The 15,626-nt window shown below is 51.6% G+C and carries 15 protein-coding genes; 2 read left to right on the forward strand and 13 right to left on the reverse strand.

Annotated elements, in window-relative coordinates; genetic code table 11:
* Window positions 1-11: 11 nt before the first annotated feature.
* From murA to rho, 5 genes are all read right to left on the reverse strand, one after another.
* Window positions 12-1,301, reverse strand: coding sequence for a UDP-N-acetylglucosamine 1-carboxyvinyltransferase (murA, locus tag ACXJJX_RS06480; RefSeq protein ID WP_456433342.1), 1,290 nt, complete (start codon window positions 1,299-1,301; stop codon window positions 12-14).
* A gap of 15 nt (window positions 1,302-1,316) precedes the next feature.
* Complete coding sequence (gene prmC, locus ACXJJX_RS06485; protein WP_456433344.1) at window positions 1,317-2,162, reverse strand: peptide chain release factor N(5)-glutamine methyltransferase; 846 nt, start codon at window positions 2,160-2,162, stop codon at window positions 1,317-1,319.
* The gene (prfA, locus tag ACXJJX_RS06490) at window positions 2,163-3,260 is read right to left on the reverse strand and encodes a peptide chain release factor 1 (RefSeq protein WP_456433346.1); all 1,098 of its coding nucleotides are present in this window, start codon (window positions 3,258-3,260) and stop codon (window positions 2,163-2,165) included.
* 11 nt (window positions 3,261-3,271) lie between these two features.
* Window positions 3,272-3,493, reverse strand: a complete 222-nt coding sequence (gene rpmE / locus ACXJJX_RS06495) for a 50S ribosomal protein L31 (RefSeq protein WP_456433348.1) — start codon at window positions 3,491-3,493, stop codon at window positions 3,272-3,274.
* A gap of 61 nt (window positions 3,494-3,554) precedes the next feature.
* Window positions 3,555-4,802, reverse strand: a complete 1,248-nt coding sequence (rho, locus tag ACXJJX_RS06500) for a transcription termination factor Rho (protein WP_456433350.1) — start codon at window positions 4,800-4,802, stop codon at window positions 3,555-3,557.
* A gap of 339 nt (window positions 4,803-5,141) precedes the next feature.
* On the opposite strand from rho, the gene ACXJJX_RS06505 reads away from it, so the two are divergent.
* Window positions 5,142-5,609: a phosphate-starvation-inducible PsiE family protein gene (locus tag ACXJJX_RS06505; RefSeq protein ID WP_456433352.1), complete on the forward strand. Its 468-nt coding sequence runs from the start codon at window positions 5,142-5,144 to the stop codon at window positions 5,607-5,609.
* Here ACXJJX_RS06505 and ACXJJX_RS06510 read toward each other — a convergent pair.
* Complete coding sequence (locus tag ACXJJX_RS06510; RefSeq protein WP_456433354.1) at window positions 5,606-7,540, reverse strand: aconitate hydratase; 1,935 nt, start codon at window positions 7,538-7,540, stop codon at window positions 5,606-5,608. The two genes, ACXJJX_RS06505 and ACXJJX_RS06510, sit on opposite strands and share 4 nt — an antisense overlap.
* A gap of 10 nt (window positions 7,541-7,550) precedes the next feature.
* Window positions 7,551-8,693 (reverse strand): 3-deoxy-7-phosphoheptulonate synthase, encoded by a 1,143-nt coding sequence (locus ACXJJX_RS06515; RefSeq protein ID WP_456433356.1) that lies wholly within the window; start codon window positions 8,691-8,693, stop codon window positions 7,551-7,553.
* 151 nt (window positions 8,694-8,844) lie between these two features.
* Between ACXJJX_RS06515 and ACXJJX_RS06520 the strand changes: the two genes are divergently transcribed.
* Window positions 8,845-10,416, forward strand: coding sequence for a glycosyltransferase family protein (locus tag ACXJJX_RS06520; protein WP_456433358.1), 1,572 nt, complete (start codon window positions 8,845-8,847; stop codon window positions 10,414-10,416).
* Here the strand turns inward: ACXJJX_RS06520 and ACXJJX_RS06525 are convergent.
* From ACXJJX_RS06525 to ACXJJX_RS06550, 6 genes are read right to left on the reverse strand one after another with little or no spacing between them, the layout of a single operon-like run.
* Entirely contained in the window at window positions 10,398-11,438 is a 1,041-nt protein-coding gene (locus tag ACXJJX_RS06525; RefSeq protein WP_456433360.1) for a histone deacetylase family protein, read from the reverse strand. The genes ACXJJX_RS06520 and ACXJJX_RS06525 overlap by 19 nt on opposite strands.
* An 18-nt stretch (window positions 11,439-11,456) precedes the next feature.
* Complete coding sequence (locus ACXJJX_RS06530) at window positions 11,457-12,107, reverse strand: MarC family protein (RefSeq protein WP_456433362.1); 651 nt, start codon at window positions 12,105-12,107, stop codon at window positions 11,457-11,459.
* Window positions 12,086-12,709 carry a thermonuclease family protein gene (locus ACXJJX_RS06535; RefSeq protein ID WP_456433364.1) on the reverse strand — a complete coding sequence of 208 codons (624 nt, stop codon included), beginning with the start codon at window positions 12,707-12,709 and terminating at the stop codon, window positions 12,086-12,088. Before ACXJJX_RS06535 ends, ACXJJX_RS06530 begins: the two co-directional genes overlap by 22 nt.
* A complete protein-coding gene (locus ACXJJX_RS06540; RefSeq protein WP_456433366.1) occupies window positions 12,702-13,793 on the reverse strand; it encodes an SPL family radical SAM protein in 1,092 nt (363 codons plus the stop codon). Before ACXJJX_RS06540 ends, ACXJJX_RS06535 begins: the two co-directional genes overlap by 8 nt.
* On the reverse strand, window positions 13,790-14,731 hold the full coding sequence (locus ACXJJX_RS06545; RefSeq protein WP_456433368.1) for a ParB/RepB/Spo0J family partition protein: 942 nt from the start codon (window positions 14,729-14,731) through the stop codon (window positions 13,790-13,792). The genes ACXJJX_RS06540 and ACXJJX_RS06545 overlap by 4 nt, the downstream gene beginning before the upstream one ends.
* Window positions 14,715-15,614 carry a phosphoribosylaminoimidazolesuccinocarboxamide synthase gene (locus tag ACXJJX_RS06550; protein ID WP_456433370.1) on the reverse strand — a complete coding sequence of 300 codons (900 nt, stop codon included), beginning with the start codon at window positions 15,612-15,614 and terminating at the stop codon, window positions 14,715-14,717. Before ACXJJX_RS06550 ends, ACXJJX_RS06545 begins: the two co-directional genes overlap by 17 nt.
* Window positions 15,615-15,626: the final 12 nt, after the last annotated feature.

The following is a 15,626-nucleotide window of genomic DNA, read 5'->3' on the forward strand; positions in this document are numbered from 1 at the left end:
ATAGGATCTTTTTACTTAGAGACAGCCAGGTCAAGCTTTTGAGCCTCAACGCGTTTGATATCTGCTCCGATATGGGCCAGTTTGGCCACGATATCTTCATAGCCCCGATCGAGGTGATGGATGTCGTGAATAATGGTCTCTCCCCGGGCAGCCAGTCCGGCCAAGATCAAAGAGGCCCCAGCCCTCAGATCCGTGGCCCGGACATGGGCCCCAGAGAGTTCTTTGCCTCCCCGAACAATGGCCTTTTGCCGTTCAACAAGCTTTATATCGGCCCCCATGCGCATAAGTTCTACAGCGTGCTGGAAACGGTTTTCGAAGATGGTCTCTCGGATGACAGAGATCCCTTGGGCCATGGTCATGCAGACCATAAACTGGGCCTGAAGGTCTGTAGGGAATCCAGGATAAGGGGCGGTCGTGATGTCAACAGCCTTTAGGGGCCTATTTTTTTCGGCAAAAATGGTTTCTTCTTCCAGATAAAGATCAAGACCAGCCCTAGCCATGGTCTGAAGGACGGTTTCTAGGTGTTCGCCCCTGGCTCCTCGGATCTCCAAACGGCCTCCGGTAACAGCCACGGCCATAAGAAAAGTTCCGGTTTCTATTCGGTCTGGGATAATCCGGTAGCGTATCGGGCACAAGGCCTCAACCCCATCGATAATGATGGTCTCTGTGCCCAATCCCTCTATCTTGGCCCCCATGGAGATAAGGAATTCTCCCAAGGCAACTACCTCTGGTTCCCGGGCGGCCCGGTGGATAATGGTTCGGCCTCGGGCCAAGGTGGCTGCCATCATGAGGTTTTCGGTTCCAGTTACCGAGGGAAAGTCGAGACTAATTTCAGCCCCATGCAAACCTTTAGGAGCTCGGGCCTCAACAAAACCGCCTACCACCCTGAGCTCAGCTCCCATTTGCTGAAGTCCTTCGAGATGGAAGTTGATCGGCCGGGCTCCGATCGAACATCCCCCGGGCATGGCCACCTTGGCCTGACGAAACCGGGCCATAAGAGGTCCCAAGACGAGGACCGAGGCCCTCATCCGTTTGACCAGATGATAGGGGGCCTCTTGAGAGGAAAGGTTACAGGTATCTATATAGAGACTTCTTTTCTGGAAGATAATTCGGGCCCCCAGAGTGGAGAGAAGCTCGCCCATGGTGCGGATGTCTTCAAGACGGGGAACGTTGTCCAGGATAAAGCTGCCTTCGGCCAAGATAGTGGCCGCCAAGACCGGCAGGGCCGCATTCTTAGCCCCACTGATCCTTACTTGACCATCAAGCCTTTCTCCACCCCGAATGACAATAACCTCTTCCATTACTGCAAACTCCGTTCATCGATAGCCTATGAGAAGGCGAGGATTTTGAGAGAAATCCTTTATAATTTCAACCCTAAGGAGGCCGGCCCTCTTAGCCCAAAAAAGGCTCGCCTCTGCCTGCCGGCTTCCAATCTCACAGGCCAAAAGCCCTCTGGGCTTAAGATGCCCCTGGGCACAGGCAACCACGGCCTTTATTCCCGACAGACCATCTTCCTCGGCCAACAAAGCCTCCTGGGGTTCAAAATGTCTTATTTCTGGAGCAAGCCCGGACCACTCTAAATGGCTTACATAAGGAGGGTTGCTGACGATAACATCAAAGAATACTTTGGTTTTTAAGGGTCGGCACCAGTTGCCGGCTACAAGAAAGACCCTTTCTTCCAGACCATATCGGGCGACATTTTTCTGGGCATACTTAAGGGCCTCAAGGCTTTTGTCTATGGCCAATACCCGTCCTCCTGTCTCAATAGCTAGCGTTATGGCTATTACCCCAGAGCCGGTGCCAAGATCAAGAAAAAAAGTCTCCTCTGAAGACGAAATTCTTTTTAAGATCGTTTCTACTAGGATTTCTGTCTCCGGACGAGGGATAAGGGCCCCAGGGCCTACCTGAAAGCGGCGACCATAGAACTCAACCTCCTCAAGGATATAGGCTAGGGGTTCTCGACGAAGACGCCTTCTGAGGGCCTCTTCGATAGCGGGAAGGAGTTTTGGGGGAATAGAGTCTCGGATTCGGAAGTAAAGCTCAGCCCTTGAGAGGCCTAAGAAATGGGCCAAGAGAAAATCGGCTTCAGCCTGAGGTTCTTCAATCCCTTCCCTTTGGAGGCGATCCCTGATCTGACGGAGAAGATCTTCAATACGGGGCACTTAGGCGGCCATCTCCTCGGCCTGGGCCTTTAAGGCCTCGGTTTGGAAGTGGGTGATCAGGGCCTCAATGATTTCATCAAGGTCTCCGTCGAGAATATCCTCTAGACGGTAAAGGGTGAGCCCGATACGGTGGTCTGTGACCCGGCCCTGAGGGAAGTTATAGGTACGGATTCGTTCGCTACGATCACCAGTGCCTACCTGGCTCCGTCTGGTGTCTCTCATCTTGACCTCTTGCTCCCGGCGTCTGAGCTCTAGGAGCCGGGCCTTGAGGATCTTCATCGCCTGGGCCTTATTTTTATGCTGACTGCGTTCGTTCTGGCACTGAACAACAATACCTGTGGGGATATGAGTTATCCTGACAGCTGACTCCGTCTTATTAACATGTTGCCCGCCAGCACCACTGGAGCGGTAGGTGTCTATACGCAGCTCCGAGGGATCAATTTCTACCTCCACATCTTCGGCCTCTGGCAAGACGGCCACCGTAACCGCTGAGGTGTGGATACGACCTTGACTTTCTGTCTCCGGGACCCTCTGGACTCGATGGACCCCGCTTTCATATTTAAGGCGACTGTAAGCCCCCAGTCCTTTGACCAAGGCGATGATTTCCTTAAAACCTCCTATTCCTGTAGGATGAGCATCAAGGATTTCTATCTTCCAGCCCTGACGTTCTGCATAACGGGAGTACATCCTGAAAAGATCAGCCGCAAAAAGGGCTGCTTCTTCGCCTCCAGTACCGGCCCGGATTTCCAGTAGGATATTCCGTTCATCGTTGGGATCTTTGGGAAGAAGGAGGATCATGAGGCGTTTTTCCAAATCCTCGGCTCGAGACTCAAGATCTTCGATTTCGGCCTTAGCCAAGGCCCTTATCTCCTCATCTGGGTCTTCGAGAAGCTGATGATTGTCGGCCAACTGTCTTTGGACCTCTTTGTACTCTCGATAGGCCTCGACAATCTCGGCCAGAGAGGCCCTTTCTTTGGCCACCTTTTGGTACTCATCAGGGCGGGAGAAGATAGACGGATCCCCTAGACGCCGCTCGAGTTCCTCAAAACGGGCCTCTACCTGATCTAATTTTTGGAGATAAGAGCTTAAAAGCTTCATCTAAACTGATCTTACTTTAGAAAATCTGGCTTCTCCAGGCCGTATTTTTTAAGGAACTTTTCAACCTGACCGGTGGTGTCAACCAGTTTTTGTTTACCAGTAAAAAAGGGATGACAATTGGAACATACCTCCACTCGGATCTCCTTCTGGGTGGAGCCAGCAATTATCTCATTGCCACAGGCACACCGGATAACAGTTTTTTCATAATATTTGGGGTGGATTCCCTCTTTCATGGTTAGAACCTCCTTTGATTCGTCCCTAGCTATTTAGCCACCAAAAGGTTTCCTTTCAAGACTATTGACTCATTGAGGCCAGAAACTCGGCATTGTTTTCCGTGCCATCCATCTTTTCCAGGAGAAATTCCATAGTGTCTACAGGATTAAGGGGAGAGAGCAACTTGCGCAAGATCCAGACCCGGTTGAGGACCTCTGGGGGCAGAAGGAGTTCTTCCCTTCGAGTGCCACTTTTGTTGATATCGATAGAAGGGAAAATCCGTTTGTCGGCCAGTTTTCGATCCAAATGAATCTCTAGGTTGCCTGTTCCTTTAAACTCCTCAAAAATGACCTCATCCATTCGACTGCCGGTATCTATTAGGCAGGTGGCAATGATGGTCAAACTACCTCCTTCTTCTATATTCCGGGCCGCTCCGAAGAAGCGCTTGGGCTTATGAAGGGCATTGGCGTCAAGGCCGCCGGAGAGAAGCTTGCCGCTTGGAGGCGTGACGGTGTTATAGGCCCGGGCTAATCTGGTCAGGCTGTCAAGGAGGATGACCACGTCGCGTCCGTGTTCTACCAGTCTTTTAGCCTTCTCGATAACCATTTCTGCCACCTGAGTATGGCGTTGGGGAGGTTCGTCAAAGGTGGAGCTGATTACCTCCCCCCGGACAGATCTCTGCATATCAGTTACTTCCTCCGGGCGTTCGTCGATCAGAAGAATAATTAGATAGACCTCCGGATGATTCCGGGTAATGCCATTGGCAATGTTTTGCAGAAGGACGGTTTTCCCTGTCCGCGGTGGAGCAACGATAAGCCCCCGTTGCCCTTTGCCAATAGGGATGAAGAGATCAATAATCCTGGTAGAGTAGTTGTCCGGATCAGTCTCTAGCCTAAGCCATTCGTTAGGATAGATAGGGGTCAGGTTGTCGAACATTATCTTGGTCTTGGCGATCTCCGGATCGTCAAAATTAATGGACTCGACCTTGAGGAGGGCAAAATAGCGTTCCCCTTCCTTGGGGGGTCTGATCTGGCCGGAGATGGTGTCTCCCGTTCGCAGACTGAACCGGCGGATCTGGGAAGGAGAGACATAGATGTCATCTGGCCCCGGTAGATAGTTAGAATCCGGAGATCTCAAGAACCCAAAACCTTCTGGAAGGACCTCAAGGACTCCTTCTCCATAAACAACGCCCTCCTTGGCCATTTGGGCCTGAAGGATGGCAAAGATGAGCTCCTGCTTCCTCATGGAGCTGGCCCCGTCGATCCCTAGATCTCGGGCTAAATCACAAAGCTCACTTATTGGTTTACGCTTTAATTCCGTTAGATTCATGGTCTTAACCTCTTAAACTTTGATTTTCTCTTGGATTATCTGCCAGATAAAACCCCGACTCTTTTACCTGCTACCTTAGAAGGACTTGTTTTAGGAGGTCGGGTTTTTGGTAAGGTTTTTTAAATCCTGTGGGTCTTAATGGCAGACACCCAAAGAAGATATCTTGGCCATTTTCCTTCGTCAAGGATAAAAGGGTAGCCGTCCCTTGATTTTGCCTCCCCCAATAGCCATTTTTTAGATGGTTTTTTCTCCCCTCAATCCTCTAATTTTTCCCTTAATCTAGGCTCTTATAACAAAATATCCAAGATTTTTCTAACTAATAGGGCCTTGGAGGTAGCCATGAAGAGAGTCTTGATAAGGCCGTCTTTTCAAAATGTCTGTCGTTTTTACCGTCAGGTAGAAAGTATTCTCTATTTTATCCTGGTCCTCTGTCTAGTGGCGGCTACCGTCTATATCCTGGCCGATATTGTTACCTCTTGGCATCGTTTTCACATTGAAGGGGACTCCCTAGGGCAGATCTTCTTTGTGCTTGATCGAGTCCTTCTAGCCCTGATGCTCCTTGAAATCCTCCATACAATTCTTTTCACCTGTGAAGGGCACATCCTTTCCGTAGAGCCCTTTTTGGTCATTGGAGTCATGGCCTCAGTGAGGCGTATCCTCATAATCTCCTTAGAGATCGCTCATCCGCCCAAAGAATTTATCAGTTCCCAAAAATTTAACCAATATATGATAGAAATGGGCGTCCTGGGGGCCCTGGTGGCTGTTTTTATCCTGGGTATAATCCTTCTGAGACGGCAATCGACCTAGACCTCCTTGGCTAGGTTGAGCAGGGATCCGGCCAGGAGAATCCGGCGGTCCCTTTCCGTGAGCTCAAGCCTTCCGTTAATCTCCCCCTTGCCCTCGATTTCAATCCTTACCAACTCTTTCCCCTCCTCAAGGGCCTTTTTGATTCCCTTAAAGATCAGTCTGTCTCCGGCCTCAAGGCGTTCATAGTCTGCTGGATCAGCAAAGGTTACGGGGAGGATACCAAAGTTGATCAAGTTGGCCTTGTGGATCCGAGCAAAACTTTTGGCCAATTTGGCCCGAACCCCCAAATATCTGGGGGCCAAGGCCGCATGTTCTCGGGATGATCCCTGACCATAATTCTCTCCACCAATGATAAAAACTCCTACTCCGGCCTCTTTGGCCTTCAAGGATTTTTGGGCAAAGTGAGGATCAATGGCTGAAAATACATATTGGCTTATGGCCGGGATATTGCTCCTTAAAGGCAGGATCTTGCTGCCCGCCGGCATGATATGATCAGTGGTGATATTATCTCCCACCTTGAGCAGGGCCTTGCCTTCCAGATTCTCTGGCATAGGGTCAAACTGGGGTAGGGGCTTGATGTTAGGCCCCCTGATGATCTCCACCTGAGAGCCATCCTCCGGGGGGGAAATGATCATGTTGTCATTGATGACGAAACGTTGGGGAGTCTCGATAGTCGGCTGTTCACCAAGGTTTCGGGGATCAGCAATATTGCCGGCAAGAGCTGAAGCCACCGCTACCTCGGGGCTACACAAATAAACCTGATCATCCTTGGTACCGCTTCTGCCGGGGAAGTTACGGGTAAAAGTCCTAAGGGAGATGGTTCCTGTGGCCGGAGCCTGCCCCATGCCGATACACCCCAGACATCCTGACTGATGAATCCTGGCGCCGGCATGGATGAGGGGTTTAAGGTAACCGAGCTCATCGAGGTTCTCCAATACCTGGCGGCTACCAGGGTTGATTTCAAAGGAGACCTGAGGGTGAACGGACCGACCATCCATGACCTTGGCCGCCAGGAGCAGATCCCGAAGGGAGCTATTGGCGCAGGAGCCAATGATGACTTGGGCTACCGGTTTTCCGGCCACCTCAGAGACCGGGACAACGTTGTCAGGGGAGGATGGGCAAGCGATAAGGGGCTCAAGGCCTGAGAGATCAAGCTCTATGATTTCATCATAGTGGGCCTCGGGGTCTGGAAGTATCTCCACAAAGTCTTCCTCTCTTCCCTGGGCCGCAAGCCAAGCCCGGGTGACCTCATCGGCCGGGAAAACACTAGTGGTGGCTCCCATCTCGGTCCCCAGGTTGGCAATGGTGGCTCGATCCGGAACAGAAAGACTGGCCACTCCCGGACCGAAATACTCAAGGATCTTACCTAGGCCCCCCTTGACAGTCAGCCTTCTTAGCATCTCTAAGGCCACATCACGGGCCGATACCCAGGGCGGCAGGCTTCCGGTTAGGTAAATACCAACAATCTTGGGCATTATAAGGTGGAACGGAAAGCCGGCCATGGCCATAGCCACATCTAGTCCCCCGGCTCCAATGGCGATCATGCCGCAGCCTCCGGCAGTAGGGGTGTGGCTGTCTGAACCGAGAAGGGTCCGGCCTGGCCGGGCAAAACGTTCCAGATGCACTTGGTGGCAAATCCCGTTCCCGGGCCGACTGAACCAGATGCCAAACTTAGCAGCAATCGACTGGAGAAAACGATGGTCATCAGCGTTGCGAAAATCAGTCTGAAGAAGGTTGTGATCTACATAAGAGACCGAAAGTTCGGTCTTTACCCGGGGGATACCAATGGCCTCAAACTCAAGGTGGGCCATCGTTCCCGTGGCATCTTGGGTAAGGGTCTGGTCAATCCGGATCGCAATGGGGGTGCCGCGCTTTAGTTTTCCTTCTACCAGATGGGCTTCGATAATCTTCTCGGAGACGGTATAGGCCATCTTTTCCTCCTTAAGCTACTGCCGAGTGAGGCCCCCACTGGGAGACGGCCACCCGTGAGGCCAGGGCCCGCATGTCTTCGTAGGCCTTGCGGGCAATACGCATATGCTCAACGAAGTGAGGCAACTCCTCCAGGGTGATGGCCTGAGGCCCATCACAGAGGGCCTTTTCTGGACAGGGATGAAACTCTACCAGAACAATATTAGCCCCAGCAACCGTGCCCTGGGCGGCCACATGGAAAATATCCATAATTCCGTCTGGGGCGGATATTCGGGAGCCGATAGGATGGCTGGGATCAATACACACCGGAAGCCTAGTCAGGCGTTTGATGACCGGAACATGGCCGAAATCCACCAGGTTGCGGTGAGGATCTCCCAGGTGGGTCCTGACCCCTCGGAGGCAAAAAACAATATTTCGATTGCCTTCACTGGCAATGTATTCACAGGCATTAAGCGATTCCTCAAGGGTAAGCCCCATACCTCGCTTGTAGAGGATGGGATGCTCGTGTTGGGAACCTACGGCCTTGAGTAGTTCGAAATTCTGGGCATTTCTTGTTCCGATCTGAAGCATCACCCCTGTAGGGTGCCCGGCCTCTTCCAGGGCCTCGTTTATTTCGTCGATATGGTGGGGGCTTAGGACTTCCATGGCAATGATCTTGATGCCGTATTTCCCGGCCAGTTCAAAGAGCCAGGGAAGGCAACTTTTGCCATGTCCTTGGAAGTCATAAGGACTGGTTCTTGGTTTGTAAGCTCCCATTCGGGCCGTCTCTATCCCAGCCTCTTTTAGGGCGGCGAAGATCTTCTCGGCATTTTCTTTGGTATCCACGGCACAGAGCCCTGCAAAGATATGGAACGAGTCTTGGTTGATCTTTACTCCGTTGTAGGTGAACCCAATGGCCTCCAGGTTGCCATGGCGGCCGATCTGACGATATTTGGCCGAGACCCGGATGGCCCGTTCTACCCCTGGCAGTGACTGGACCACCTCGAGGGGAATGGAATCAGTGTTGCCGATGAGGTGAACCTCTAGGACCGAACGGGTCTCCCCCTGGAATTCAGCCACTCGGATTTTTACCCCTTGATACCTTTCAAGAAAGCCGAAGAGTTTTTGGAGCTCTGGGCTTTCCTGGGTAATCTCGGGTTTTAGGATGATAATCATGGCGCAGCCTCCCCTTGCCTAAATTTTGCCTCCCTATACCACCAGGTCTAAGGGGTAGCAACTTTTTGGCCTCTTTGAATTTTGTCTTGATATCTGGCCAGGTTGTAATATCAATAACAGACCCCCTATACCGAGGAGGTTTGGGAGCTTAGTGAGTCCTTCGATCAGCAAGACCACTGTTTGGGATCGCCCCTGGGTGATTCTCTTTCTGGTTATCATCTTGGCCCTGGTTGTCCGTTTGGTGGTCCTTTCCCGGACGCCCGTGATCTCTAATGATGGTTTTTTCTATATCTATCAAGCCCAAAAGATCTTGGCCGGAAAATGGCAGGAGGTTGATAAGTGCCGCTATAATTTTGTCCCCTTTTCGACTTTTTCTATTATTCCTTTTTATCTGGTAGTTAAAGACTGGGTTGTCGCCGGCCAGATGAGTTCGATCTTCTGGGCCTTGGCCGGGATTGTTCCCCTTTATTTTCTATCTAAAGAACTCTTCTCCTCCCGGGGCTCCCTACTCCTCACCCTGGCCTATGCCCTTCATCCCTTCTTTGTCAAACGGAGCCTTGATGTCCTCAAGGGGCCGCCGTACTGGTTCTTCTCCCTGGCCGGCTTCTATCTAATAGTTCTCTTTTATAAAAGGGGTCGCTTTCTTTTTCTTCCCTTGGCCTCTTTGGCCTTTTTGCTGGCAGTTTCCTGTCGCCTGGAGGCGGTGGTCTATCTTGGGGGCTCTTTCTTGTTTCTGCCCTTTCTCTCCCCCCAGAAAAGTGTCCGGGCTGTCAGCAAGGCCCTTTTTCTATATAGCCTCCCCTTGGTGGCCGTCTTGATTCTATTCTTCCTGCCCCTTTTCCCCCAGCAAGAGGGACCTGCCTCTCTTTACAGGCTCTACTTTGAAAGGCGCCTGGGGCTAGCTAAACCTTATTATTCCAATTTCAGTTTTTGGTATCAAAAGTTTGACACCTTGGCCCGCAGGACCGAGGCCCCCTTATGGAAATATCTACGAGAGATGCTCTGGCTCCTTCCCTTGGAGATTCTTATTTATAAAATTTTTTCGGCCTTTTCGGCCTTGGGGCCCATCTTTTGTCTGGGGCTTGCCCGGGTCAAGGCCCGCTTTAAAGATCCTCTGGTGGCCTACTTTGTCTTTATCTCTTCTTTGGCCTTTCTTCTCCTTTTAGCCTGGGCCTATAAATTTCCGGCAATAACTAAGCGTTATGTGATCGTCTTTGTCCTACCTGCCTATGTCTTGATTGGCTTGGGGTTTGAGTGGCTTCTTGGTCTAAAAAGGCAACATTACCAGAGGGTCTTTGCCATCCTCCTTATCCTTCTTCTTATATTTCCCCTAGTTGATATCCATAAGCTTCGCCGCAAAAACAAGATTCCTCTTCTTAGGGCCGCTCAATTGATAAACGCCCGGGAAAAAGGGACTCAACCGGTTTTGATTGCCACCACCTCCTGGTATATCCTTTTTTACGTCAATTATTTTCGAAAGCCGGCTATCTGCTACCTGCCCCGAATAAACTACCGGGCCCTCACCGCTCGGCCCCAAGCCCTGCCTCAAGAACTCCGTCGAAGAAACTTTGCCTATTTCGTCTGGGAGGAGAATACCTTAGGGAAGAGGGGACCGGCAGTTAAGGCTGTAGCCGACAAGAATTTCAAACTCTTAGGGGAGTTTCTCCACAGTGCCAAAGGAAAGATCATTGTTTATTGGATCCCTCAATCAAGGGGCCAATAGGCTTGGTGGAGCCTTTTGGCTTCATCTAAGACTGCAAGGGAGACAGAACAATCCTTTAACTCCCGCTCCCGTTCTGGGGGAATAATGCTTTCTCCGTTAAGCTCAAGTAGGCAGGCTACGGTTGAGTCCCTGAGTCCGGCCAAGTTGTAGCCGCCTTCAAGACTGAGCAGAAGCCTTCCCAGGCAGACCTCGTCGGCCAGTTTCATAAGGAGCCTAGTCATGTAGGCAAAACCCACGGGGGTGACCATCATCCCCCCAAGGGGATCCCCGTAGTAAGGATCAAAGCCTGCCGAGACCAGGATCAGATCCGGTCTGAAGGCCCGGCCTATGGGAAGGAGGATCTCCCGGAAGATGGTTACATACTCGCAGTCTCCACAGCCGGCCTGAAGGGGGATGTTGACGGTGTAGCCTTCCCCTTTGCCTCGGCCGACTTCTTTGAGGGATCCGCTTCCGGGATAGTAAGGAAACTGGTGAGTGGAGAAGTAAAGAACATCGTCGCGTTCATAAAAGCTCCATTGGGTACCGTTTCCGTGGTGGAGGTCCCAGTCAATGATGAGGATGCGGGAGAGGCCTCGGGCCTCAAGGGCATAGTGGGCCCCCAAGGCCACATTGTTAAAGATGCAAAATCCCATAGCTCGACCGGCCTCGGCGTGGTGTCCCGGTGGCCGGACCAGGGCAAAGCCGTTTTTGATGTGGCCGTTTAAGAGGGCATCTATGCCTACAAAAAGGGCTCCCACCGCCAGAGTAGCTGCCTCCCAGGTCCCAGGAGAGGTTCGGGTATCGGGGTCAAGGTCAACACTTTGTCCGGCGATGGCTGCAATGCGTCGGATATAATCCCGATCGTGGTTCCAGGAGAGCTCTTCTTCCCGGGCTGGGCGGGGGAAAAGTTCCCGGAAACGCCCCTTAAGGTCTTTTTCTTCAAGGCGTTGATAGATAACCCGTAGTCTTTCTGGGCTTTCGACATGTAGCGGGCCTGGATCGTGATTGAGAAAACGCTCATCAAGGATGATCCCTGTCTTCATGCGTCACCTCCTAAGGCTCTAAGGAGCCGTCCAGCCCGGGTAGAGTTCTCCCAGGCCAGTAGTGATGAACTCTACAGCTATGACAGCCAGGATCAGTCCCATAATCCTGGTAAAAAGGCCCGTCCCAGAGGCTCCTAGAGCCGAGGCTACTAGGGGGGCCCGAGCAAAGATGACGTAGGTCAAGGCCATTACTGTCAGTATGGAAACGATTACCAGGATTTTGGGCTCCTGGCCAGAAAGAACCATCACTGTGGTGATGGCCCCTGGGCCGGCCAGGATCGGAACTGCCAGAGGGACAATGGCCACTTCTTCTTTCTCCCGGCCAGCTTGATCAGCCTCTTCTGGAGAGGAGCGGGTCAGCAAGGGCAGAGCCTGGATCATCCTTAAGGCGATCATGAAGAGGATCACTCCTCCGGCAACCCTAAAGGCTGGGACCCGGACGCCAAAGACCTTAAGGATCAGGTCTCCTGCCAGACAAAAAAGGATTAAGACCCCAGCGGCAACCAAAATGGCCTGTCTGATGGTCTCTCTGGTCTTCTCTGGGGGATACTCCTTGGTGAGGGCCAGAAGAAGAGGGATATTCCCTAAGGGGTCAACAATGATAAAGATAGAGACTAGGCTGGTTATCCAGGCCTGAAGTTCGCTATCTAAGGCCGACAACGCCGACATGGGCAGTATCCATAATAGAAGGCCTCGAGCCGGGATTTAAAAATCACTTTGTTCTTCCGCGAAGTCTTCTGACCAAAAGGACACCATGGTCGATGGAAACGAAAGCTTCGACTGTTGCCAATATAATAAGGCTCTTCTTTGACCTTAAGACCAAAGATGCCCCGTCGGGCCTCAATGGCCCTTCTTTGGGTGGAAAGAAGTCGGGAGATGTATCGATCGTTGGGGGGATTGTAACAGACGTAGGCTAGACCAGCAGCCACCAGGGCCTCATTGACCATTGTTCCATCGGCTAGGAAGACATAAGCCAGAACCCTTCGATATCGGTCATATCTTTCCTTAGCGTATTCCAGCCGCACCCGCTTTCCCTTAACCAGTTTGGCATTATACCTTTTGGCTTCTTCTCCCAAAGGCTCTCCCGGTTTGTCATCATGAGCGATCTCTGGAGCATTTATTCCGGCATAGCGGACGTGGGTCTCTCCTATGACAATGATGGTATCACCGTCTATGACTGCCCGGACCCGCTTCCAGACTTTGGCCCCGGCAGTGGTCGCCAGACACAGGAGGACAAGGATGACAATCGTTCCTTTAAATCTTTTAAGCATTGACGGCCCTTTGGGCAGCTTTATCGAGCATCCTGGCCAGCCCTCCATGTTCTGAGGGACTGAAACCCAAGGCTTCTTTCCAGACGAGCTCGCTTTCCATACACAGATAGACAGCCGTCTGGGGAAAGGTCTCTTTAAGCCAAGCATAAATCTTCTGATACATCTCCACCCTTATAGGTCTGAGGTAACGCATTTTTCCATCAAGGCCAAGGATAAACTCCCCTAAAAAGATCTTGGTCTCCGGATGCCGGCGTTGGGCCAATCCTTTGAGAGGAGGCATGAACCTCAGGGCCCCTAGGCTTATCCAGACTACCGATTCAGAGGGGATATATTTTCCCATCCAGGAGATGGTCTCTCGATAACCCCTTTCCCACCCGGGGTAGTAGATGAGGGGGTCAAAATGAAAACAGAGGGGATAGCCAGCCAAGGCAGCCTTGGCTGCGGCCAGAAGACGCTCTTTGATCTCCGGGGCGCCCTTGTCTTCGGTGCGGGCAACCTGAGGGCTATTGAGGGACCAGGCCAGAAAGGTTCTTCTTCGGTGAGGGAGGTCCAGAAGATGGTCAACGAAGATCGATTTGGTCTTTAGTTCCAGGCAGGCATTGGTCAGCCCAGAGAATGTCCTAATGAGATAAGGGGCCAAGTTGACTAGGGGTTCAAGCCCCAGGCTGTCCATGAACTCTCCCGTGCCAATTCGGAAAAAGACATCCTTTTGAGCCCTTATCTCCTCTGCTGCCTGATCAATTATCTGCTCGGCATTGGCAAAGATCGTCAGGAAGGGATTGTTGAGATAGCTCTGAAGTATGCAATAGGTACAATCAAAAGGACAGCCACTTCCCAGAAAGAGGATCTTGTAGCCGCAACACAGGTATTTCTTGGTTCCGGGGCAGGGGCGGATGGCCCGTCCTTCTCCAAGGGTTAAAAAAAGCCTCCTTTTTCCGTAAGAAAGGGGATCTCCAAGAGAAGGCTCAGGAAAAGAGACCTCCTTTGGTCGCTGCCCTCCTGCGCTCTTTAAGACCTTGGCCACCAAAGGAGTGTTCCGGACCCGAGGATCAACAAAGATGTCTCGAATATTAAGTAGCTTCAACGGCTCTCTTGGTTAGCCTTTAGGCATTTGGCAAACTGTTGCCATTTAGTCTCCAGGTCCTTCATATCTCGGAAAGAAAGAGAAAGAGTGCATTCCTCGGTTTCAAAGGCTGGAGGGGGTTTGATCCGGACTCCTGGCGACTTGAGCCGACGGCAAAAATCCATAAAACGTTCTTCTAGTTCCGAGAGTCGGGGATAGCGTCGTCTCTTGAGCCAGAGGATGAAACGTTCTGTGCGGTCCTTGGGGGAGATGTCAGCAGTGAAGATCCTTTTAATCTCCGGATGATCGAGGATCTCTGTCAGTGATCTTTCTTCAAGGCGCGAGAGTTCTTTTAACATCTCCAGGGCCTCTCGCTGGCGACTATAAGAAAGGGAAAGCCCTTCAAACAGCTCAAAGACCCTGGCTCGGTCATCCTCAGGAAGTTCTAGAAGATCAAAGACTAGGTGTTCATTTAGCCGCCCCTTTATTAGAGCTTCTTTAAGAGGAGACTCGAGAAAGGCTACCGCCTTTAATAATTCCAGGTTTCGGGGGTGAGGCTTTAACCCCATTGTAGGCAGGATTCCCTTGAGGACCTCTTCCTCCGGGAGATAATCCAGAAACTTGAGGACCAGCCGGGCCTTTTCTACTAGATTGAGCCCTCGGCCACAGATATTTTCATGGAGGACAATCATCAAGGCACATAAATCATCGGTGAGCGGTGGAAGGACCATGCAGGCTACTTTGACAAATCCGAGCTCTTTGGCGCACAGGAGGCGCTTGTAGCCAGTGACGACTTGATAACATTTGGTGGCCTTCTGGCGAAGGGTCGGAGGGTTTATGATCCCTAAGAGATCAATAGAGGCCTTTAGGGGGGCCAAGTCGTAGCCAAAACTGATAATAAAAGTCTGATCTTCTAGATCAATTTCTTCTATTGGAATGCTTCTACATCTTATTTTCACCGAAATCCTCCCCCGTAAGCCGTTTTAAGGCTTCAATGTACCTGTTTCTCGTTTTTTTGACAATATCTTCTGGTAGCTCGGGGGCAGGAGGACGTTTGTCCCAGCCAATAGATACCAGCCAGTCCCTGAGGAACTGTTTATCAAAGCTCTTTTGGGGACGCCCGGGCTGGTAATCCTCCTTGGGCCAGAAGCGAGAGGAATCAGGGGTGAGGACTTCGTCGATGAGGATCAAGTGGCCGTCTTTAAGGCCAAATTCAAACTTGGTATCGGCGATGATAATTCCTCGCTCTTCGGCGTAAATCGCCGCCTTCTGGTAGAGAGCAAGGGATATGTCGGCCACCTTCTGGGCCAAGTCCTGGCCGATTAGGTCAACCATCTCTGAAAAGCTGATGTTTACGTCGTGTTCGCCTTGGGCCGCCTTGGTAGAGGGGGTAAAGATGGGTTCAGGTAGACGATCAGACTCTCTGAGACCGGCGGGAAGCTCAAGGCCGCAGACTCGTCTTTCTTTTTGATAGGAAGCCCAGGCCGACCCCGAAATATAGCCTCTAACAATGCATTCAACCGGCAGGGGCTGGGCCTTCACCACCAGCATACTCCGTCCTTCTAAAGTCTCTCGATAGGCCTTACAGGGAGTGGGATAAGCGCCTACATCTGCGGTGATGAGATGGTTGGGGACAATATCCTTTAAGTACTCGAACCAAAAGAGGGAGAGGCGGGTGAGCACCTTGCCCTTATCAGGGATAGGGGTAGGCATAACCACATCGTAGGCCGAGATCCGGTCAGTGGCTACCATAAGGAGTTGGCCATCGACCTCGTAGAGGTCTCTGACTTTACCGCGGTTAAGAAGCCTGAGATCCGGAAAGTTGGTTTCAAAAACTACCATGATTTTGGTTCG

The sequence above is a fragment of the Thermosulfuriphilus sp. genome (assembly GCF_054026695.1).